We start from the raw sequence: 19,963 nt of genomic DNA, 5'->3' as shown, positions 1-19,963 counted from the left end.
GGCACCGGTGCGCATGGCAGAATAGAGCTTCGTGCCCTGATTGACTCTGCCTCAGGGGAGCGGACCGCGCAGACGGTTCCGGGGCACCACTTCTCTTATTCCTCTATCTCGCGGTCGACCTGTGGCGGCTGCAGGAAGTGACGATCATGCAGATCCTCGATTCAGTCGACGCAGCATCCCTGCGCTCCGACATCCCCGTCTTCGGTCCCGGCGACACCGTCAAGGTGCACGTCAACATCACCGAAGGCAACCGCTCCCGTATCCAGGTCTTCCAGGGCACCGTCCTCGGTCGCTCGGGTGACGGCGTGCGTGAGACCTTCACCGTTCGCAAGATCAGCTTCCAGGTCGGCGTCGAGCGCACCTTCCCGGTGCACAGCCCCGTGATCGACCACATCGAGGTCGTCACCCGCGGCGACGTGCGCCGCGCCAAGCTCTACTACCTGCGTAACCTTCGCGGCAAGAAGGCCAAGATCAAGGAGAAGCGCGACCGCTGACGCGTCTTTTGCAGACGGATGCCCCGGGGTCGACCCCCGGGGCATCCGTCGTTCCACGGTCGCTGCGCACGCGTCGTATGCCGCGGCCGGATGCCGAATGTGCGACGCTTGAACATGTCGCCTCATGCTTCGAGAGGCGCCGGAAGAAGGATGGTCGATGACGGCTGAGCAGACGGCCCCGCCGCACGATCCGGGGCTGCCGCGTCGTCGGCACGGCTGGTGGCCGTTCGTGCGCGATGTGCTCATCATCGTGCTCATCGCGGTGGTGGTGTCCTTCCTCGTCAAGACCTTCCTGGTGCGCTCGTTCTACATCCCCTCCGGGTCGATGCAGCAGACGCTGCAGATCGAGGACCGCATCCTCGTCGACGAACTCACGCCGCGCTTCGGCGGCTTCGACCGGGGCGACATCGTCGTCTTCCGCGACCCGGGCGGGTGGCTCACCCCCGCCGTCGAGCCGGAGCGTTCCGCGGTGGTCGTGGCCTTCGACTGGGCGCTGTCGCTGGTGGGACTGTCCGCGCCCGACAGCAAGGACCATCTCATCAAGCGCGTCGTCGGTCTGCCGGGCGACCACGTGGTCTGCTGCAACGCGCTCGGACAGCTGACCGTCAACGGCATCCCCATCGACGAGAGCGTCTATCTCAACCTCGCGGTCGGTGAAGCCGCCCCGCAGGAGTACGAGTTCGACGTCGTGGTGCCGGAAGGTTCACTGTGGGTGCTCGGCGACAACCGCGATCACTCCCGCGACTCGCGCTACAACCAGGATCAGCCGAACAAGGGTTTCGTGCCCATCGAGAACGTCGTCGGCCGAGCGTTCCTCATCACGTGGCCGCTGGATCGCGTGGGCCTCATCGACGGCCACCACGACGTGTTCGCCGGTGTGCCCGACTCCGAAACCGAGTGACACCATGACCGTCGTCGAGCCGCGCCTGACGCTGGAGCGTCGACTGCTGCGCGAGCACACGATGGTCATCGCGTGCGACGAGGTGGGGCGCGGCGCCCTGGCAGGCCCCGTGGCCGTCGGCGCCGTCGCAGTGGATGCCGCACGCGCCCGTCGTCGCGTCCCCGAGGGCCTGCGCGACTCCAAGCTCGTCCCCGCCGCGCGGCGGGCGGAGGTGGCCGATCGCGCCGCAGCGTGGGTCGGCGCGTCGGCAGTGGGCTGGGCAAGCTCCGCGGAAGTCGACCAGGTCGGCATCATCCGGGCGCTCGGGATCGCGGCACTGCGCGCCGTCGACCAGCTGCGCGGTCACGGCATCGTGCCCGAAGAGGCGATCGTGCTGCTGGACGGCAACCACGACTACATCACGCCTGCGGGCGGGTCGGGGCTGCTGGTGCGCCCCGTCGTGAAGGCCGACCGCGACTGCGCCAGCGCGGCGGCGGCATCCGTCATCGCGAAGGTGGCGCGCGACGGCCTCATGACCGATCTGCATGACGACTGGCCGGATTATCAGTGGGCTCGCAACAAGGGCTATGCCAGCGAGGAACACCGCGCCGCGATCCGCTCGCTCGGGCTCAGCACGCACCACCGGGCGTCGTGGGCGATCCTCGACGCACCGACGCTCTTCTGAGCGGCCATAGGATGGTCTCACCATGGACGATGAGGGCTTCGAGGACTACGACCGCGAACTTGAGCTGGCGCTGTATCGCGAGTACCGCGATGTCGTGTCGCAGTTCGCCTACGTGATCGAGACCGAACGTCGGTTCTACCTCGCCAACGAGGTCAACGTCGTACGTCGTGACACCGAGCACGACTTCTACTTCGAGATCTCGATGACCGACGTGTGGGTCTGGGACATCTACCGTGCCGACCGGTTCGTCAAGTCGGTGCGCGTGCTGACGTTCAAGGACGTCAACGTCGAGGAGCTCACTCGACGCGACTTCCACCTGCCCGAGGAGCTCTCGCTCGATTCCTGAGCGTTTTCCGCCCCGTAGCCTCCTCCCCAGGGTGCAATAGCGGCCGCCGGTCCCCGATCCGGCGTATGCGCGCCGACGTCCCGCTCGCGCACGCGCGACGATCGCTGCATGGCAGCCAAGGACGAACGAGGACGAGCCGGCGAAGCGCGCGCGGCACGCTATCTGGAGGATGCCGGCTGGCGGGTGCTCGCGCGCAACTGGCGCTGCCCGCAGGGTGAACTCGATCTGGTCGCCACCCACGCCGATGTCATCGCCGTCGTGGAGGTCAAGACGCGGCGCACCGATGCATTCGGGCACCCGTGGGAGGCGGTGGACGATCGCAAACGCCGACGGCTGTGGCGATTGGCCTATGCGTGGCTTGCCGCGCACCCCGACCTGATGCAGGGACACCGGCTGCGCCTGGACGTCATAGCGATCACCGGGGAGGATCCTGCCACGGCGTCACTGGAGCACCTGCGGGACCTGCGATGACGGTTGCACGCACGTGGGCGGTCGCGCTGACCGGGTTGGAGGGTGCGCTGGTCGAGGTCGAGGCGGACCTGTCCCGGCAGACCCCCGACTTCAAGATCATCGGCCTGCCTGACAAAGCGCTGGGCGAAGCGCACCAACGCGTGCACAACGCCTGCGAGAACAGCGGCCTGCAGTTGCCGCGACGGCGGCTCACGGTCAATCTGTCGCCGGCGAGCCTGCCGAAACAGGGCGCCGGCTTCGACGTCGCGATCGCCGTCGCCGCGCTGGCGACCGAGCACCGTCTCGACCCGGCGTCCCTCCGCTCCGCAGTGCACCTGGGCGAGCTCGGCCTGGACGGGCGGCTGCGTCCGGTACCGGGGGTGCTGCCGGCGGTGGTGGCCGCCGTGCGCGCCGGGATCACCCGCGTCGCGGTGCCCTTCGCCAATCGGGCAGAGGCGGCACTGGTGGACGGCGTCGAGGTGCTCGGTGCGGTGAGTCTGCTCGACGTGCTGCGGTGGCACGGTCTGGACGTCGAGCATCGCGAGTTGTCGCCGGTCACCGACGACGCCCCTCCCGAGCCGGCTGTCGAGCGACTGGAGCTGGCGGAGGTGATCGGCCAGCGCGACGCCGTCGAGGCGATCGTCCTGGCGGCATCCGGCGGACATCACGTGCTCATGAGCGGACCACCCGGGTCGGGAAAGACGATGCTGGCGCGCCGCCTCCCCGGCATCCTGCCGGAGCTCGACGATTCCGCAGCGCTGCAGGCCGCATCGATTCGGTCGCTCGGCGGAGCCCGGGTGGTCGCCCTGGAGCGCACCCCGCCGTTCGAGGCGCCGCATCACACCGCGAGTGTCGCCGCGCTCGTCGGCGGCGGCAGCCGGGTGATCCGCCCCGGTGCCATCGCCCGGGCCAGTGGCGGAGTGCTGTTCCTCGACGAGGCAGGGGAGTTCGCCTCCGGCGCCCTGGATGCGCTGCGGGAGCCGCTGGAGAACGGGTCGATCCAGATCCACCGGGCCGGGGCGAGCGCGACCTTCCCGGCGCGCTTCCAGCTGGTGCTGGCGACCAACCCGTGCCCGTGCGGCGCGTACGGGGTGCCCGGCGGTGACTGCGTGTGCCCGCCCTCGGGCATCCGCCGGTATCTGGGACGCCTGTCCGGTCCCATCCGCGATCGCATCGACATCGAGCTCGCGGTCATGCGCGTATCCGTGGCACATGCGCAGGCCCCTGCGGACAGCCCGATCACGACGGCGCAGGCACGAACCCGGGTGCACGCGGCACGTGAGCGGGCGGCGCGCCGGTTGGCGGGAACGCCGTGGCGCACTAACGCCGAGGTCTCCGGCGCGTGGCTGCGGCAGGGCCCCCTCGCGCCGCCGCCGGCCGTGCGACGCCCGCTGGACGCGGCACTGCATCGCGGCTCGCTCACGCTGCGCGGGTACGACCGGGTGCTGCGGGTGGCGTGGAGCAACGCCGACCTCGCGGGACGTCCGCGGCTGGACATCGACGACATCGGACGCGCGCTGTACCTGAAGAAGGGGATGACACCGCTGTGAACCCACCACTGCACGATCCCGATGCCGCTCGCACGGCCCTGCGAGGGGTGGTCGAAGCGGACCTCGACAACGACCAGGTGGCGGACCGCCATGCCCGCGGGGTGTGGTCGGGGATCTGCGAACCCGGCGACGGCGACGCCGGTCTGCTGGTGGCCGCCGTCGGCGCGGCCGCGGCCCTGCGCCTCGTCGCCGCCGACGACGCGCCGGCCGTCGCGGCGGCCGCGGCGATCGACCGCGACCGGGCGCGCGAGGCGCTGGAGCGCTGGCGACCCCGCCTGGCACCCGGCCCCAGCGCCGCGGGGTTCGACACCGCCCGCCGCGTCGGGGTGCGGCTGATCGTCCCGGGCGACGCGACGTGGCCCACCCGGGTGGACGATCTCGGACCGCACGGTCCGCTGTGTCTCTGGGTGCGCGGCCGACTGCCGGAGCACCCCGTCCCGACCGTGGCGATCGTCGGCGCCCGCGCCGCGACCTCGTACGGCGAGCACGTCGCGATGGAGTTGTCGGCGGATCTTGCGGCGACGGGGGTCCGCATCGTGTCGGGGGCGGCATACGGCATCGACGGTGCCGCCCATCGCGCGGCGCTCAACGCCGGCGGACTCACCGACGCGCTGCTGGCAGGCGGAGTTGACCGCCCCTACCCGGCAGGGCATGAGGACCTGCTGGGGCGGATCACCCGCACCGGCGCGGTGATCAGCGAGGTGCCCTGCGGGGCGGCGCCCACCAAATGGCGGTTCCTGTCGCGTAATATCGCTTATGATCACCCCATGAACGTTGACCTGTACCTCCGGCTCTCCATCGACCGTGATGGATCCGACAGCATCGAACGTCAAGAAGCAGACCTGCGTGCATGGGCAGTCTCTCAGGGGCTGGCCGTGCGCAAGGTCTGGATTGACCGGGGCATTTCTGGTTTCAAGAAAGTGAGCCGTCCTGAGTTCGACAAGGCCATAGATGCCCTCGCCAAGGGTGAGGCAACCGTGCTGGCCGTGTGGAAGCTGGACCGACTCTCCCGCCGTGGAGCGGGTCAGGTAGGCCTGGTGCTCGACAAGCTGGAGGAGGTGGGAGGCCGGATTGTCTTCTTGAAGGACAGCCTGGATACCTCCATCCCGGGGCACCGCATGATCATTGTGATGGTCAGTGAGCAGGCACGCGCCGAGAGCGAGAACACCCGTACCCGCGTGACGGCCAAGAATGCCTCCAACGTGGCTCAAGGCCTCCCAGTGTCAGGCAAGCGCCGCTACGGCTTCCTAGGGGCTCACAGGCCCTCTGGACGCATCGTGAACACCGTGGCGCACCCGGAGGAGGCACCCCAGGTACAGGCCCTCTTTGACCAGTACGTAGCCGGTGCTGGTGTGCTGACCCTGGCCAAGGAAATGGGTTGGACACCGCGCCGGGTACGGGAGACCCTGAGCAACCCTGGCTATGCCGGGTACGTGGTGCGTGGGGGAGTGAGATACCCAGCAGCAGCCAGTGTTGAGCGGCTGGTCTCAGAAGATGTCTTTGAGAAGGCTCAGGTGAGGCTGGCCGAGAACGCCCGTGGTGCCCGCATCGGGCCTCCGGTGAAGCACTTCGCCTCCGGCATCGCCAAGTGTGGCGTCTGTGGCAAAGCTCTGGTGTACCGCAACAGCTACCTCTGCCTGGCTGACCTGGGACACCCCACGATCAAGAAGAGCTACCTAGAGGGCAAGATCATGGATGCCCTGGTGGACACCTTCACGGATCCCAACTTCACCCTCACTGACACCCCGGCAGGCAACCTTGGAGAGGTCAACCTGAAGCTCTCCAAGCTCGCGCTCCAGAAGGCTGAGCAACTGGCCATGACGATGGACCCTGACCTTGGTGTAACCCAGGCTGACATTGCTCCAGCACTGAAGCAGATCAACACCCAGGTGAAGGCTTTGGAGGCTCAGAAGCAGCAGATCCTGAGTCAGTCCGTATCCGCTCAGATCCTCGCTGGAATCGTCCATGAGGTAGCGGTGACCCCTGAGGGCACACACCTCCTCCAGATGGCTCCAGAGGCCGCTGGAGGGGCTGTGAGGCTCCGTCTGGCTGGCCTGTCCATCGATGCCAAGCGCGACCTCATCAAGGGCATGCTGGATGTCTCAGTGATGCCTGGACGTGGACCTGAAAGAGTTCTGATCACCCCGAAGAAAGCTGGGGTTTGAGGAATTGCATACCCGGTATCTTGTTATACTTAGATGTACCTCTCCTCAAAGTTGTACACAGATCGTTCCAGGTAACTGGTTCTCCTAGGACGATCTACAGCCCCCTAGTCAGGTTTTGGTGATTCTTTCCTGACTAGGGGGTTCTTTCTTTTCCCTAAGTGCTCTCTCTAAATGTGTAAAACAACTAGGGCTATCCCTTGACTTGTGTCAGATTTGACCACTTTGGGAATGTCTGGACGCGTTCGAGCGATAGTAACAGGTGCGGATGTCGGAATCTCGCACCTTATGGTGGGTCAACCGGTTAGCGTTTATTCCTTCTAAGTGTCCGCGCCGGTTGACCCACACCTTCTCTCCGACAGAGAAGCAAACTTAAGACACTAGAAGGTAATCATGGCCAAGAAGCCTACCCAGAACACCCCTGCTGACCCTCAGGAACTGAAGCATGCTGACTTCAGATGGTTCCTACTCCACTTCCCAGATGTGGCGCTTAGGAATGCCAAGGTATCCCGAACGTCATTCGTCGCCGTAGGAATGGCCCTCTCGATGTACGGGAACTATGAGAGGGGTACCGGTGTGAGCGTGACCCTCCACGGACTCCGCAAGGTGAGCGGTGCGCATCACTACACCATCGTCAAGGTCATCGACCTCCTCAAGAAGGTTGGTGCGCTTGAGGTAACAGGCCTATCCCAGAGCAAGAACGGCGGAAAGCCCTCCGAGGAGTTCAGATTCCGTAGGAGCAAGTCTGTCTCCCAGACCCTGGACAAGAGAGATAACGGGGCTTGGGGTAATGACACTGGAGAACCAGGTAATGACACTGGAGAACCAGGTAATGACACTGGAGAACCAGGTAATGACACTGGAGAAGACAATAGGAATATAAGTAACGTTAGTAACTTCAGTAATGGCTCTGTCGCTTACGCTCCTTCGCCCTCTCCTTCGTCGCTCTCCCCTTCGGGTCGCGACGAGGAGAGAGATGAAGAGATAAGGGATGAAAGAAGTGAAGCTGATCTTGTCATCGCTTCTTCGGCTTCTCTTCCTGAGTGGATCTTGGAGGGACTATGAGTGAGGGATCTGAAGAGATGAATAAGAAGAATGTTGAACCTATTACTCCGGGTCAGTTGAAGCTGGGTAAGGGGATGGAGAAAAGACTAGGGGTTCCACATGCAGCCTGGGATGCCATGAATAGGGAAGAAGCCAAGGGAAGAAACAAGATGCTTCTGCTTCTCAGTCAGGCAGTACGGGACCGGGAATCACAAGAGAGTATGGCCCAGTTTAGTTCGCTCCTGGACTACCCTTCAGAGGGCCTGTGATGAGCCCTGGGGACCTCCTGGGGGCAGTACTGGATACTCTCCTCACACACCACGAACAAAGCCTTCACGAGGCTGAGCTAGCGCTAGAAGCACTGAACAAGATTTTGGGGAACTGAGATGAAACAAGAGTGAATAGAAGCAGCAGCTAACTAAAAACAAGAAATTAGACCTAGGCCCTCATTGAAAAGGTGGGGGCCTTTGTCATGCCCAAAAACATGGAGGCATCTTCACTTTGATCGATAGTTAGTAACAAGTGAGGAGGACCAGATGCCCTATAGACGAATTAGCGCACCAGTAGGTAAGAGGTACGGAATGCTCACCATTACTGGTTATGGACCAGACCACGTAGCAACGCGTATGCGGCGTGGGGTTATGAAGCCGCACCGTGATAGCACCTGGACCGCCACTTGCGACTGTGGCCGAGAGACAGTGGCCCTCGCCACAAACATCCGAGCTGGTCGCACAACCTCATGCAACAACCACGGGCGCGGCGTCAAGCATGTCCCACATCCGACCTACCATGCCGTTCAACTCAGCCTCTTGAAGACACGAGGACGTTCCAAGGATCAGATCTGCGTCAAGTGTGCTCGACCCGCTCAGCACTGGGTCTACCTGGGTGGATGCCGGGATGAGTACTACGACAAGAAGAACGTCTACCAGGCCAACAGGCCCCTCTGCCGACACGTCGATCACTACGAACCGATGTGCCGATTCCATCGGAATGAAATGGACGACCTCCGATGACAGGCAGACCAAGAATTCCCGCTCCCGTGGGCCAGAGGTTCGGATCCCTCACCATCACAGGTGAAGCACCCCGCCACAGGTACGACGACGCCAGGACAGGCAGACGCTATTGGCTAGCTCGATGGCATGCCGCCTGTGAATGTGGGCAATCACTTACGGCTAGAGCGTCCAACATCACAGCAGGCAAGACCAGATCCTGTGGCAAGCCAGGCCATCGGAAGAGGGTGACCCTCATTGAGGAAGCCAGAGCAGCCTTCCTAGCCGATAGCGGCTACATGCTCGATGTCGCCCGCGCAGCAGTGAAGCTAGCCAACCGCCGCAACAGGGGGCAGTCATGACTAAGTTCCACCGCAGCGCCAAGTGGGCCTCCTTCACGCGCATGGCACGGCCAGCTATCCAAGCCTCCCTACCAGCCCCATGCGTCAACCCCTTCTCGTGGGAGGGATGTACAGGCGTCGTCTACCCAGGTGAGCAGTTCGACGTAAGCCACATCCGCTCTCATCACCTAGACCCACTCCAGCCCCTCACGCTCCAGATGGTCGGGCCAGCACACCGCAAGTGCAACCGCAGAGCAGGAGGCCGAGAAGGACGGGCCAAGCAGATCAGGCAGACCAAGCAAGACCAGAACCTGCCAGCGCCAGATAGCGACTGGTTCACCGGAAGGAAGTGAAAACAAGAAATGAACGACGAAGTGCGCGGCCAGATAACAGAGAGTGAACTCCCCGACTACCTAGCAAGAGAGGTGCTTGTCGCCCTAGGTGTGGACCTCACCTCAGAGACAGTGACTCAAGGGAGCGTACGTCTATGGGCCGACGACAAGGGTCCCCGCTATATCACCTACACCAAGATGCTCTCCGGTCCAGAAGTAGAGAGCTTGACCATGACCACGAAGGAGCAGTCATGAACGACGCAGTACTTAGAGCAGTAGAGCAGGCAAGAGACCTAGCAGTACTAGATGCACAGGCACTAACCGAACGTCTCCCGTGGGCAGAGAGCGAGCTACAGGTTGCACAGTCCCGAGTAGATGCCATCACTCAGGAGCTAGCAGCAAAGCAGCAGGAGATAGCGGAGTACGAGGAGGTGCTTGGAGATGAATGAAGCAGAGGGCCAGGCATACCTGGCAGAGCTAGAGGCAGAGACTCCACGTTGGTTCAGCGCACTGGTTGCACTGCACCTAGAGAACAAGAGGACAAGACAGATGAATGAGGACCAGATCCCTCTGGAGGAGCCCGACGTAGATGGGGAACTTCTCATCTACGTGACCGAGCTGCCGCGCTTCATCAGTGTGCTTCGTCCTGGCGACGTGGAGCTGACCTTCTACGAACCAGCCAAGTACGAAGAAGGTGAAGAACAAGAGACCCCATGACAATCCCACGTTGGTACGCGGCTCTGGTGGGGCTCTACCTCATTGGGATCATCGGCGTAGCTCTCAACCACCAGTTCTTTTGAGCACATCACCATGACCCGCCTTCGGCTACCCAGCGATTTTTCTATCCCGATTTGAAGTAACCCATGGACGTAAACCCATTTCTAGAAATTGAGTGGACAGAGCTTGCTCAGCAGGCCCTAGCTCCACTCAATGTGAGCGAGCTTGTACCGACTGAAACGAGTCGAGTCGAGTTCGCTACGGGTGCAACCCTTATGCGCTTGCGCGGGGAGTGGGTACGTCCAGGACACGAGGTTCAGCCGCAGCAAGTGGTGGTGGCACAGATGCTTGCTGCCGGTCACCCGAGAAATGCCCTCCTCCTCCCTCGCCGGTCCTCCAAGACCACCACCTTGAACTGTGAGGCGCTGGGCCGTGCGTACCACCGGGAGGACTACCGCGTAGCCATCCTCACCCTCACCACAGGTAAGGCGGGTAGATCCCGCTTCCTGAAGGATGTCGTCCCAGCACTGGAGAGGATCGGGGCGTCCTTCGGTGAGGACAAGAGGCTGTGGCCGTTCAAGCTGGTGAAGTCTGCCGGATCTGAGCGGGTGGAGTTCCGGGGATCCGGGGGCATGGTCTCCTGGCTCTCATCGATCGATGACCTACGAGGTGAAGCGTTCGACCTGGTGATTCTCGATGAGGCGCAAGCTGCCGACGTTGAGAAGGCACAGGAAGTCATAGCCGCCGCTCTGCCGACCATGGACACCAGACCTGGCGCACAGATTGTGGTGGCCGGTACAGCGGGTGAGTTCCGCAAGGGGAACCTCCTCTGGGACTGGCTGGAGGATGGCCGGGAAGGCAAGGCCGGGATTGTCGAGTACGGCGTTCCCGATGACACCGCACCTGACCTCTTCGACAGTTGGGAGACCGTAGAGGCGCTGATCCTGGCCGCTCACCCCGGCATCGGGAACCTCACGACACTGGAGACCATCAAGAGCAACTACGACGCTCTGGGCGTGGAGAAGTTCGCAAGGGAATACCTGTCCGTCTTCGGCAAGATTGGTGAGGGTGCAGGAGTCCTGAACCAGCAGCGCTGGCTGGAGAGCGCCGCCAGTGGAACGCCTGAGATTCCAGACCACTTCGCCATTGGTGCCGCGTGCTCCTTCACACAGGGCTTCTCTTCCTTGGTAGCTGCCTGGCGCGACGAGGATGGCAAGGCACACGGCTACGTGCTGGACCACCGCAAGGGCACCACCTGGCTTGCTGACGCCGGGGCCAAGCTGAGCATCACTCACAACCTCCCCATCGTCTACGACTCTGCTTCCTCGCCTATGCGGGTAGAGGTGGAGGCGATGCAACATATGCAGCCAACGCCATGGCTGGCACCTCAGAACTTCCCCAACGTCACCACCGCAGCAGCCCTCGTGACCAAGAGCGTGAACACCGGGAACGCCGTTCACTACTCCCAGCCAGCGATGAGCGACGCCGCCAAGATCGCTGTTCGCCGGAGCGCTGGAGCCAGTTGGGCATTGGGTAGACCCCCCAAGGATCCTGACGCAGATATCTCCGCTCTGGAGGCCTGGGCACTGGCCCTGAGGTTCTACGACGAGAACCCTCCTCATGTAGCAATTCGCCCAATCATGGCGGCATAAATAGCAGGCCATCGATCACTTTGGACTTTGTTCGATAGTCATAGTGAGCATTTCTAACCATGCTCACCAGGGACTATGGGACGCATTTCAGATTTCTTCTTTGGGACGACAGGTGGCGCTCTGCCGCTCGCTGTCGCTACCGGTGCACCCATCGGCAATGCGCTGGTCGCTCCTTGGTCTGATCAGTCCTCACTGGCTCACATCGCGTACAGCGACATCTTCACGGGCGGCACGGATGTAGTCACACGTGAAGTAGCAATGACAGTTGCTCCTGTCTTCCGTGGCCGCGCCATCATCACGGGCAAGCTCGCAGACCTCCCGCTCATTTCGGGCAACTGGGTAGAAGGCGAATTCGTAGCAGCCAACCGCCAGCCCTCCTGGCTGACCAGCAGCAAGACGGTTGTCAGCCCCTACCACCGGATGCTGTTGACCCTGGATGACCTCCTCTTCTACGGATGGTCTCTCTGGGCTGTCCAGCGCTCTGAGGCTGGCACGATCCTGGATGCCCGCCGCGTAGCTCCTCACCAGTGGGCTTTCGACAGCAACACCCCTCTTGGGATCCGGGTCAACAACCAGCCGGTCACTGACCGCTCCAGCGTCATCCTCTTTGCCGGTCCCAGTGAGGGGCTACTACAGACCGCTGCCGACACCATCCGTGGAGCACGCGCCATGGAGAAGGCATGGGTTGGCCGCGTTCAGAACCCACTGCCTATGACCGTCCTCCACGAGGTGGCATCCGGTTCTGGTGGAACGCGCATCACTCCGCAGGAAGCACAGGAATACGTAGACGCCTGGAGCCAGGCCCGTACCTCTGTGAACGGTGCCGTTGGCTTCCTCCCCGCCACTTTGAACATGGAGACCTATGGAGAGGTCAACGCAGACCTCTTCGAGAACGGGCGTAACCAGATCCGTCTGGACATCGCCAATTTCTTGAATCTCCCCGCCTCCCTCCTGGACGGCTCTGCCAACTCAGCCTCCCTCACCTACGTCACGCGAGAGGGCGAACGTCAGGAACTCGTGGAGTGGCTGGAGTTCTGGCTGGCCCCCATTGAGGCGCGTCTGTCTATGGACGACGTAACACCGCATGGACAGTTCGTGCGCTTTGACCGCTCCAACCTCACGGTCACTCCCAACCAGTCACACGGTCCAGCCCTGGGTAACCCCGAGCCGGCGACCGAGACACCCGACATTCAGGAGGCCTCATCATGAGTGCCCTATTCGCCAACGTCAAGGACCGCACAGTCAAGGGAATGCTCCTGCCCTACGGAGAGGCATCCCGCCTATCTGTCTCCGGTGCTGAGCCAGTCTCCTTCGCCAAGGGAACGGTCAAGCTTCCTCGTGATCCAAAGGCGCTGAACGCCAACATCGGCCATGACCGCTTCATGCCTGCCGCCCGCTTTGAGTCCATTCAGGACACAGATGGGGGCCTAGTCGCTGAGTTCTCGGTAGCCGACACAGAAGAGGGTGACGACCTTCTAGCTGGGATCGAGTCAGGCCGTCTCACCCGCCTGTCCGCAGAAGTGCGTGACCTCGTGCGCAATGGGGCCTTTGCCGTGTCGGCAGTCCTCACTGGTGCCGCATTCGTCTCTGAAGGTGCCTTCGCTTCCGCTGCCCTCTTTGAAGTGGCTCAGACGGAGGAGCACCACGAAGACGTGTTCACCGACGAGAGCGGCGTGACCTGGAAGCGCGTAGAGGACACCACACGAACCGTCGATGAAGACGGCACAACGACCACTGAGACCACATCCGTGGAGTCAGTCGAAACCCCCGATTCCACCCCGGATGAGGACAACACAAGAGAGGAATTCGCCATGACGGATTCACTAGTGCCAGACGGGGTAGCAACCCCTGAGGCAAACAAGGTTGACCACAGTGCTTCGGCTCTGTTCGCTGACCTTGCCAAGGCCCACACCAACGGAGACGCCTCCAGCCTTCGTGGCTTTGAGGCCGCACAGGGAAGCCTGTTCGCCCTGAAGGACATCACCGCAGGCGACCGTGCGGCCAACTCCGGTGCGGGTATCACCGCTGCCACCGGTATCGCTGGCACCATCGGTACCGCTCAGTTCATCGGGGAGGTCTACGCGCAGAAGGCGTACACCCAGCGTGTAATTCCTCTTCTCCGCCACGAGAACCTGACTTCGCTGAAGGTCTCTGGCTGGAAGTGGGGCACCGCTCCTGCTGTTGGTGACTGGGCCGGAAACAAGACGGAGATCCCTTCCAACGACGTAACCGTCTCGCCTGTTGAGACCATCGCTGAGCGCATCGCCGGTGGACACGACATCGACCGCGCTCTACGCGACTTCGGAAACGAAGAGTGGTGGGCTTCCTACTTCCGCACGATGGCCGAGTCCTACGCCAAGCAGGCTGACAACAAGGTCTACGGCAAGCTGATTGCTGGTGCCACGGTTGTTGCTCCAGGCACTGTGCCTTCTGGCGTAGACGCCGGAACCGCAGCCCTGGTTGACGGTGCTCTGTCCGTTGTGAACGCAGGCCTCACGCCTACCTTCGCTCTGGTATCCAGCGCCATCTACCGCAGCCTTCTTCTGACTCCTAAGGACAAGGTTCTTGAGTTCCTGTCCGCTGGTGTCGGCCTGGAAGAGGGAGACCTCGCAGGCTTCAAGATCGTTCCTCACGCCTCTCTAGCTGCCAAGCGCGTCATCGTCGGTAGCCGTGAGGCCGCAACGGTCTACGAGCTTCCTGGTTCGCCTATCCGCGTGGAGGGTCTGGACGTAGCCAAGGGTGGTATTGACCCCGCTCTGTACGGCTACCTGGCCTTCCTCATCAACGACGCCAGCGGTATCGCTTCCGTCACCACGGCCTAAGTGATCGGGGCGTAGGTAATGGCTTGGAACACTCTCACGGAAGCACGCGCCATCTGGCGTGATGCTCCTGCCAGTGACCCTGTGCTGACTCTTTATCTGGAGTCGGCTCATTCCGCCTGCCTTGCCTACGCCCCCTCACTCGTGGAGGACCCCAATGTCATCGACGGTGGTTCCTTTGATGAGGAACCAGTTCCAGCTACCTGGAAGCTCGCAGAAGTCATGCAGGCCAGGAACATCTGGAACTCGGTGAAGGCCTCTCCAGGCGGTGGGGAGATGGATGGCTCCAGCTACGGCATCACAGCTTTCCCTCTCGACTGGCAGGTCAAGCAGCTTCTCCGGCCTGAGCGCGGATTGGGGGCCATCGCATGACCGTACGCAAGGAGCTAGAGGCCCTACTTCAAGAGGACTGGGCCGAGATTCCAGAACTTGCTGACTTCCGCGTGATTGCCACAGAGCGTGGCCTTGACGTGATCGAGCAGCCAACCGTACTCATCCGCATGACTTCCATTCAGCGCGAACCATCAGCCCCTCAGGTCTCCCGCCGCGTCGAACTGGTTCTAACTCTCATCTCGCCACTTCTCGATCTGGACGAGGCCGGAGACCAGCTAGAAGAAGTCACCCTCGCAGCACTCGACTACCTGGGTCCCCGCTTCATCCACGGCACTGCATCCGTAGTCGGCTACAACGCCAACCTCGCCGTGGACATCCCCCTAACCATCATCGCCGGGTCACCGGTAACCGCTCCTGAGGAGGAGTAATCATGGCCGCAATCGCCGTTCAGCCGATCATTCTTAACGATGTCACCCTCACAGTGGGCACCGACAACTACGAGGCATCCGTCTCTCAGGTCCAGTTCGATCCTGCTTCCACCGTCGTCCGTTGGAAGGGCATGACGCCTACAAGCGTGTATGCCTTCAGCACCACCAGCGAGTGGACCGTAACCCTGAGCTACGCGCAGGACTGGGCCACAGTCAACAGCCTCTCTGCCTACCTCCTGGCCAACGAGGGCAAGTCCGTAATCATGAAGTTCAAGCCGAAGAAAGCTGCCACTGGCACGTCTCCTACGGTCACGGCAACGGTCCTCATCACGGCTGGTTCCATCGGTGGATCCATCGACGGTGTAGCCACAGCAACGGTGACCCTAGGCGTTTCGGGTAAGCCTGCCGTCGCAGCGGAGTAACCCCATGGGCGTTCGTCTGGACGTGATGAAGAGTCCTCAACTCATGGCGACAATCCTTGCCCTGCGTTCGGTGGACAAGAACATCCAGAAGAACGTTCGTGACCAGACCAAGCGTGTAGCCCAGCCGGAGTGGAAGAAGGCTCTGGCTGAGCGGGCCAACACCCGCCTTGAGCAGCGCGTTCTGGTGGACACCGCCGTTGTTTCGGTGAGCAATCAGAACGTCAGAATCCAGTCCGCTCAGAAGGGTAGGCCTCTCTCCGGAGGGCTCAACCCTAAGACGCACTACCCGCCTGTTGAGTTCGGCATGAAGTCCAAGAAGGCCACCTATGACAGGCGTTCTCCAAAGGGCAAGACGCACAAGGTCACCCGCACCGTAGGTACCCAGTTCAAGGCTCCTCGCCGTGAGGGTCCGTTCTGGCTAAGCGCCAGGGAGATGGTTCCCCGCATGGCCAGGCTCTGGGTCCAGACAACGGTTCGAACAATCGCAGAAGCACTAGAGGGAAAGGAGTAAGTCCATGGCTCTACAGATCGACATCGCAGCAAACACGCGTGCAGCACAGGCACAGGTCAAGGACCTCTCCGCAGCATTCGATGAAGTGGCTGACTCGCTGGATGATCTGGCCAGCGATGCCGCCCGCTCCGGCTCCAAGGTGGAAGACGCCGCTGAGGAGATGGGGGATTCCTTCAAGGATGTGGCCAAGGATGCTGACGCCGCAGCGGACAAGATGGAAGATTCCTTCCGCGATATGGTCCGTGACGCCAAGCGCGCTGGTGACGATGTAGGCGACGGCCTGGACCAGGGCTTCAAGAAGGCCGGTGACGGCGTACAGGAGTTCAAGTCAGAGGCGAACTCGACAGCCCGTGAAGCAGCAGCCTCCTTCAGTGGTTCGGCTGAGGACATTGGAGATGCCTTCCAGGAAGTCACTGCCAACGCGTTTGCTGGCTTTGGTCCTGCCGGTGCTGCCGCTGGTCTGGTTGCCGCAGCCGGTATTGGTGTGGTCACCGCCGAACTTCAGAAGCAGCAGGAGGAGGCGGACAAGCTCAAGGAGCGCCTATCTAGTGCGTACCAGGAGGCCGCTGAAGAGGGTAGGGATTACCTCTCTGTCAGCCAGCTCATCTCTGAAGCAAATGACCTCATGTTCAACCCCGAGCGCGCCGACGAGTACAAGAAGGTTCGCGCTGAGGCCAAGCTCCTAGCCGTGGATGAGTCCACCGTTATCCGTGCAAACGCCGGAGACCTGGACGCCCAGAAGGAAGTCATGGGGCGCATTAACGCTCTACAGGATGACATCAATGAGAAGGGCATCAACGGCTCTGGTGAACTCCGTACCCAGCATGAACTTCTGAAGCAGTCGGAAGAGCGCTGGCAGAACATCACCACCGCGACTGAAGAGCAGTCCGCCAAGACCAAGGTTGCCGCACAGGTCACTCATGACTTCCTCATGGATGCCGTCCGGGATGCTGGCGTGTTTGAAGAAGAAGTAGACGCCGTGGGCAACAAGCTCCTCACTCTGTCGGACGGCACTGAGGTTGTCATCTCCGCTGAGACAGGAGAGGCACACCAGCGCGTAGACGAATTCAAGGGCGACCTGGATGGCGTCGCCCAGAAGACCACCTACGCAAAGGTCAAGGTGGAAGTAGATGACCGGGCTTGGAAGAACTGGAAGCCTGGCGACAAGATCGGAAACGTACGCACCGCAGTAGGGCGCGGCGGCTCCGGTGGAACCACGTGGGATTGATCATGGCCACCGTACTTACGACAGGTGCCAGCGTCATCGCTCCCACCATCGTCCTAAACATCTCCTCTTCACGCGAGGCTCAGAACCTCGTGCATCCGATCATCGGACGTGCACAGCCTGACATCACTCTGAGGACCGCAGGAGTGCGTACAGGACAGCTTGAGCTGGGCTTTGAGGGCCTTACCTCAGAGGCCGACAGTGCGACCGCAGAGAGCCTTCTAGCGGGTGCTGCCGTGTGGACCATCGTGTCCGATGAGCGCTCGACTCTGGAGTTCTCCTTCGTCGTCACCGGCTCCGTCACGAGGGATCTGGATTCAGATTCCCGCGATGCCTGGGTGGTCAAGATCGACTACCAGGAGGTGGGCGTATGACCGTCTCCAAGCACATCTACAGCGCTAAGGTCACCTCTTCGGTGCCTATCGTTGTCGCGCCCTCGTACTCGTACAGCTACGGCTGGGAGACGGAGGACGCCACCTGGGAGGTATTCGGAAATGCGTACTACACCGAACGAGCTACCTGGGCTCTCATTGACGGGGCGTGGGGCATGTACCTGGAGGGGGCTTCAGATCAGACGGGCGGTGTTCGCCGCACTTTCAACGACCTGACACCGGGGAGGACCTACACCGCCAGCATTCGCGTTCGGAGTGCCCTCCCCAACATCACGCTGACCCTGGCCGGAACACCATTGCCGCTAGGAGGTGGGCTTGAGACTCTGACAGCCACGTTCGTAGCCACATCATCCACCCAGGTTGTGGATGCAACCCTGTCCCTGTCGGGCGGTGACTTCTGGTATGCCGACATCGACACTTTCACGCTGACCGCAGATGCCCTCACAGCGACAGAGATTGACCTGACCATCACGTCAGGCTCCATCTCATTGGATGCTGGCCGCGCGCCTCACGTCACTGGTGATCTAGAAGTGCCGATCCCAGGCACCTGGCTCACACGGGGGATTCCAGATCCACTAGCAGTCGGCTCTACACTCACCGTTCCGCAGTGGAAGCCCTTTCCAGGTGCGCTGGACGCTCTCGACCCTCGCAACAAGCCACGCGTAGCGGTCACAACTGGTGACGGTACAAACACCCGCACCTTCAACCTGGCCGTCCGTGACCGTGCTGTGAACCACGGTGAGGGCAGTGTCTCTCTAGCTCTTGCCTCAGATGAAGCACTCCTTGAGGACTACGCCCCGCTGACAGACGACAGCACACCGTACGCTCACCAGGCCAGCTTGCGTGCCGTCTGCAACTACGTGCTGGGGGAGGCTGGCCTAGGCACTCTTGCCGCCTCACCAAGCATTGACCGCAATGTCACGGCGGCGACCGACTCCACAAACATGCTGATTGACCCCGGTACCGCAGCAAGTTCCGGAGGTGGTTACGGCGCTGTATACGCCACCTTGGACGCCAATGACACGTCCTGGTCCATTTCGGGTGACGGCGACTCCTTCAACCTCTGGGCACCCACTGGCTCAGATTCCTACCTAACGGTGGGTCCTCAAAGTGGAATGGCGTTCGGCATGACCAAGGGACGCCGCTACCGCTTTTCGGCTACCGGCAATGTCAAGGGTGTCATCGGAGGAGAGATGGCACCTGAGCCGTCCTTGTCTGGTGGCATGCGCAGCCGTTCCCGCGCCCTGGTGGTCCACATCCAGCACCCAGGCGGGTACTACATGTACCACTCGACACAGGTTCCCAACACGGTGGGAGCCGCCACCCGAGTGTGGGTGGACTTCCCAGTCCCTCAGGACGCCACAGCAGTCTTCCTACGGTCCTACCTTGGTGGTACTTCAGGACAGATCCGGTGGGATGGATTCAGGCTCTCAGAGACCCCCACGGATCCCACGGACGTTCAGTTCTGGGACGGTGACACCACCGACACCAGCATCTACAACTACGCCTGGACGGGAGGACAGGACAACTCTGTATCCACCCGCACGGCATTGGTGGAGCGTGCTCCCGACATGCTTCTATGGCGCGCCGGAGTGTCGGCAATGAAGTTCCTTCACCCCATCCTTCAGGCACAGGGCCTCCGTCTGGTGTGCGACGAGAACCGCGTGTGGACTCTCAGGGATGAGACCTACGAGGCTCCTGGAGACCTCAACCTCAGGCAGGGTATCCACCTCATAGAAGCGGAAGAGTCCATCTCCCGTGACGATGACTCCTGGTTCGATGCTCGCGTTACTCGCTACAAGTGGACCGACGCTGACGGACAGCAGCAGGAGCGGGTAGACGCCTACGCCCTGCCTGGCTACAGCCGTGTCAGCACCGTAGAAGTCAATGCCGCGTACCCAGGTCCAGGCCGCTCTGAATACGCCGTCAGACGCGCTCAGGGACGTGGACGTGAGGTGACTGTGGCGACCGTCAGTGACTGGACGGCACGCGCGGAGCAGCCCCTACAGGTGGTCCTCACCGACACCCCGGCACAGCTTGGAAACGTCCAGGCCGTGACCTTTGACCTCTCGCAGGACCGCATGCGCGTGAGCGCGCGCACCATCGACACCCCGGCAGGCGCAATCAACTTGCTTCCGGGAACCGTAGACGCCCTCCCGGGCACAGTGAACTCACTCTAAGTAGGTAATGA

21 protein-coding genes are annotated in these 19,963 nt (G+C 62.0%); all 21 read left to right on the top strand.

Translation table 11 applies throughout. From position 1 onward, the window contains the following. Positions 1-146: 146 nt before the first annotated feature. The 21 genes from rplS to QNO11_RS08060 all read left to right on the top strand — a co-directional run bounded on the left by rplS (position 147) and on the right by QNO11_RS08060 (position 19,952). Entirely contained in the window at positions 147-494 is a 348-nt protein-coding gene (gene rplS / locus QNO11_RS08160; protein ID WP_257509945.1) for a 50S ribosomal protein L19, read from the top strand. Between the two features lie 157 nt (positions 495-651). Continuing rightward, positions 652-1,395, top strand: coding sequence for a signal peptidase I (gene lepB / locus QNO11_RS08155; protein WP_257509576.1), 744 nt, complete (start codon positions 652-654; stop codon positions 1,393-1,395). 4 nt (positions 1,396-1,399) lie between these two features. Beyond that, positions 1,400-2,059 (top strand): ribonuclease HII, encoded by a 660-nt coding sequence (rnhB, locus tag QNO11_RS08150; RefSeq protein WP_257509577.1) that lies wholly within the window; start codon positions 1,400-1,402, stop codon positions 2,057-2,059. A gap of 22 nt (positions 2,060-2,081) precedes the next feature. Continuing rightward, positions 2,082-2,405 (top strand): DUF2469 family protein, encoded by a 324-nt coding sequence (locus QNO11_RS08145; protein ID WP_257493299.1) that lies wholly within the window; start codon positions 2,082-2,084, stop codon positions 2,403-2,405. 108 nt (positions 2,406-2,513) lie between these two features. After that, positions 2,514-2,876 carry a YraN family protein gene (locus tag QNO11_RS08140; RefSeq protein ID WP_257509578.1) on the top strand — a complete coding sequence of 121 codons (363 nt, stop codon included), beginning with the start codon at positions 2,514-2,516 and terminating at the stop codon, positions 2,874-2,876. Further along, positions 2,873-4,405, top strand: coding sequence for a YifB family Mg chelatase-like AAA ATPase (locus QNO11_RS08135; RefSeq protein ID WP_257509579.1), 1,533 nt, complete (start codon positions 2,873-2,875; stop codon positions 4,403-4,405). The genes QNO11_RS08140 and QNO11_RS08135 overlap by 4 nt, the downstream gene beginning before the upstream one ends. Beyond that, a complete protein-coding gene (locus QNO11_RS08130) occupies positions 4,402-6,570 on the top strand; it encodes a DNA-processing protein DprA (protein ID WP_257509580.1) in 2,169 nt (722 codons plus the stop codon). The genes QNO11_RS08135 and QNO11_RS08130 overlap by 4 nt, the downstream gene beginning before the upstream one ends. Positions 6,571-6,960: 390 nt before the next feature. Then, the gene (locus QNO11_RS08125; protein WP_257509581.1) at positions 6,961-7,632 is read left to right on the top strand and encodes a hypothetical protein; all 672 of its coding nucleotides are present in this window, start codon (positions 6,961-6,963) and stop codon (positions 7,630-7,632) included. Further along, positions 7,629-7,880, top strand: coding sequence for a hypothetical protein (locus QNO11_RS08120; protein WP_257509582.1), 252 nt, complete (start codon positions 7,629-7,631; stop codon positions 7,878-7,880). Before QNO11_RS08125 ends, QNO11_RS08120 begins: the two co-directional genes overlap by 4 nt. Before the next feature lie 1,644 nt (positions 7,881-9,524). Continuing rightward, on the top strand, positions 9,525-9,722 hold the full coding sequence (locus QNO11_RS08115; protein WP_257509584.1) for a hypothetical protein: 198 nt from the start codon (positions 9,525-9,527) through the stop codon (positions 9,720-9,722). Then, positions 9,715-9,990, top strand: a complete 276-nt coding sequence (locus QNO11_RS08110; RefSeq protein ID WP_257509585.1) for a hypothetical protein — start codon at positions 9,715-9,717, stop codon at positions 9,988-9,990. The genes QNO11_RS08115 and QNO11_RS08110 overlap by 8 nt, the downstream gene beginning before the upstream one ends. A 335-nt stretch (positions 9,991-10,325) precedes the next feature. Continuing rightward, entirely contained in the window at positions 10,326-11,642 is a 1,317-nt protein-coding gene (locus QNO11_RS08105) for a hypothetical protein (protein ID WP_257509586.1), read from the top strand. 75 nt (positions 11,643-11,717) lie between these two features. After that, positions 11,718-12,851, top strand: coding sequence for a phage portal protein (locus QNO11_RS08100; RefSeq protein WP_257509587.1), 1,134 nt, complete (start codon positions 11,718-11,720; stop codon positions 12,849-12,851). Further along, positions 12,848-14,464: a phage major capsid protein gene (locus tag QNO11_RS08095; RefSeq protein ID WP_257509588.1), complete on the top strand. Its 1,617-nt coding sequence runs from the start codon at positions 12,848-12,850 to the stop codon at positions 14,462-14,464. Before QNO11_RS08100 ends, QNO11_RS08095 begins: the two co-directional genes overlap by 4 nt. A gap of 18 nt (positions 14,465-14,482) precedes the next feature. Continuing rightward, positions 14,483-14,833 (top strand): hypothetical protein, encoded by a 351-nt coding sequence (locus tag QNO11_RS08090; RefSeq protein ID WP_257509589.1) that lies wholly within the window; start codon positions 14,483-14,485, stop codon positions 14,831-14,833. Continuing rightward, complete coding sequence (locus QNO11_RS08085; RefSeq protein WP_257509590.1) at positions 14,830-15,222, top strand: hypothetical protein; 393 nt, start codon at positions 14,830-14,832, stop codon at positions 15,220-15,222. The genes QNO11_RS08090 and QNO11_RS08085 overlap by 4 nt, the downstream gene beginning before the upstream one ends. Positions 15,223-15,224: 2 nt before the next feature. Next, on the top strand, positions 15,225-15,644 hold the full coding sequence (locus tag QNO11_RS08080; protein ID WP_257509591.1) for a hypothetical protein: 420 nt from the start codon (positions 15,225-15,227) through the stop codon (positions 15,642-15,644). Positions 15,645-15,648: 4 nt separating this feature from the next. Then, positions 15,649-16,155, top strand: a complete 507-nt coding sequence (locus tag QNO11_RS08075) for a hypothetical protein (protein WP_257509592.1) — start codon at positions 15,649-15,651, stop codon at positions 16,153-16,155. Positions 16,156-16,159: 4 nt separating this feature from the next. After that, complete coding sequence (locus QNO11_RS08070) at positions 16,160-17,383, top strand: hypothetical protein (RefSeq protein WP_257509593.1); 1,224 nt, start codon at positions 16,160-16,162, stop codon at positions 17,381-17,383. 2 nt (positions 17,384-17,385) lie between these two features. Next, positions 17,386-17,754, top strand: a complete 369-nt coding sequence (locus tag QNO11_RS08065) for a hypothetical protein (protein ID WP_257509594.1) — start codon at positions 17,386-17,388, stop codon at positions 17,752-17,754. Further along, positions 17,751-19,952: a hypothetical protein gene (locus QNO11_RS08060; protein WP_257509595.1), complete on the top strand. Its 2,202-nt coding sequence runs from the start codon at positions 17,751-17,753 to the stop codon at positions 19,950-19,952. Before QNO11_RS08065 ends, QNO11_RS08060 begins: the two co-directional genes overlap by 4 nt. Positions 19,953-19,963: the final 11 nt, after the last annotated feature.

The sequence above is a fragment of the Microbacterium sp. zg-B96 genome, assembly GCF_030246865.1.
GTDB lineage: Bacteria > Actinomycetota > Actinomycetes > Actinomycetales > Microbacteriaceae > Microbacterium.
The sequence above is the reverse complement of the archived record's forward strand: the minus strand, read 5'-3'. Positions and strand labels throughout refer to the sequence as shown.

Excerpts from the sequence above, each read along its gene's own strand:
- rplS (WP_257509945.1), top strand. The coding sequence starts at position 147 with ATGCAGATCCTCGATTCAGTCGACGCAGCATCCCTGCGCTCCGACATC.
- lepB (WP_257509576.1), top strand. The coding sequence starts at position 652 with ATGACGGCTGAGCAGACGGCCCCGCCGCACGATCCGGGGCTGCCGCGT.
- rnhB (WP_257509577.1), top strand. The coding sequence starts at position 1,400 with ATGACCGTCGTCGAGCCGCGCCTGACGCTGGAGCGTCGACTGCTGCGC.
- QNO11_RS08145 (WP_257493299.1), top strand. The coding sequence starts at position 2,082 with ATGGACGATGAGGGCTTCGAGGACTACGACCGCGAACTTGAGCTGGCG.
- QNO11_RS08140 (WP_257509578.1), top strand. The coding sequence starts at position 2,514 with ATGGCAGCCAAGGACGAACGAGGACGAGCCGGCGAAGCGCGCGCGGCA.
- QNO11_RS08135 (WP_257509579.1), top strand. The coding sequence starts at position 2,873 with ATGACGGTTGCACGCACGTGGGCGGTCGCGCTGACCGGGTTGGAGGGT.
- QNO11_RS08125 (WP_257509581.1), top strand. The coding sequence starts at position 6,961 with ATGGCCAAGAAGCCTACCCAGAACACCCCTGCTGACCCTCAGGAACTG.
- QNO11_RS08120 (WP_257509582.1), top strand. The coding sequence starts at position 7,629 with ATGAGTGAGGGATCTGAAGAGATGAATAAGAAGAATGTTGAACCTATT.
- QNO11_RS08115 (WP_257509584.1), top strand. The coding sequence starts at position 9,525 with ATGAACGACGCAGTACTTAGAGCAGTAGAGCAGGCAAGAGACCTAGCA.
- QNO11_RS08110 (WP_257509585.1), top strand. The coding sequence starts at position 9,715 with ATGAATGAAGCAGAGGGCCAGGCATACCTGGCAGAGCTAGAGGCAGAG.
- QNO11_RS08100 (WP_257509587.1), top strand. The coding sequence starts at position 11,718 with ATGGGACGCATTTCAGATTTCTTCTTTGGGACGACAGGTGGCGCTCTG.
- QNO11_RS08095 (WP_257509588.1), top strand. The coding sequence starts at position 12,848 with ATGAGTGCCCTATTCGCCAACGTCAAGGACCGCACAGTCAAGGGAATG.
- QNO11_RS08090 (WP_257509589.1), top strand. The coding sequence starts at position 14,483 with ATGGCTTGGAACACTCTCACGGAAGCACGCGCCATCTGGCGTGATGCT.
- QNO11_RS08085 (WP_257509590.1), top strand. The coding sequence starts at position 14,830 with ATGACCGTACGCAAGGAGCTAGAGGCCCTACTTCAAGAGGACTGGGCC.
- QNO11_RS08080 (WP_257509591.1), top strand. The coding sequence starts at position 15,225 with ATGGCCGCAATCGCCGTTCAGCCGATCATTCTTAACGATGTCACCCTC.
- QNO11_RS08075 (WP_257509592.1), top strand. The coding sequence starts at position 15,649 with ATGGGCGTTCGTCTGGACGTGATGAAGAGTCCTCAACTCATGGCGACA.
- QNO11_RS08070 (WP_257509593.1), top strand. The coding sequence starts at position 16,160 with ATGGCTCTACAGATCGACATCGCAGCAAACACGCGTGCAGCACAGGCA.
- QNO11_RS08065 (WP_257509594.1), top strand. The coding sequence starts at position 17,386 with ATGGCCACCGTACTTACGACAGGTGCCAGCGTCATCGCTCCCACCATC.
- QNO11_RS08060 (WP_257509595.1), top strand. The coding sequence starts at position 17,751 with ATGACCGTCTCCAAGCACATCTACAGCGCTAAGGTCACCTCTTCGGTG.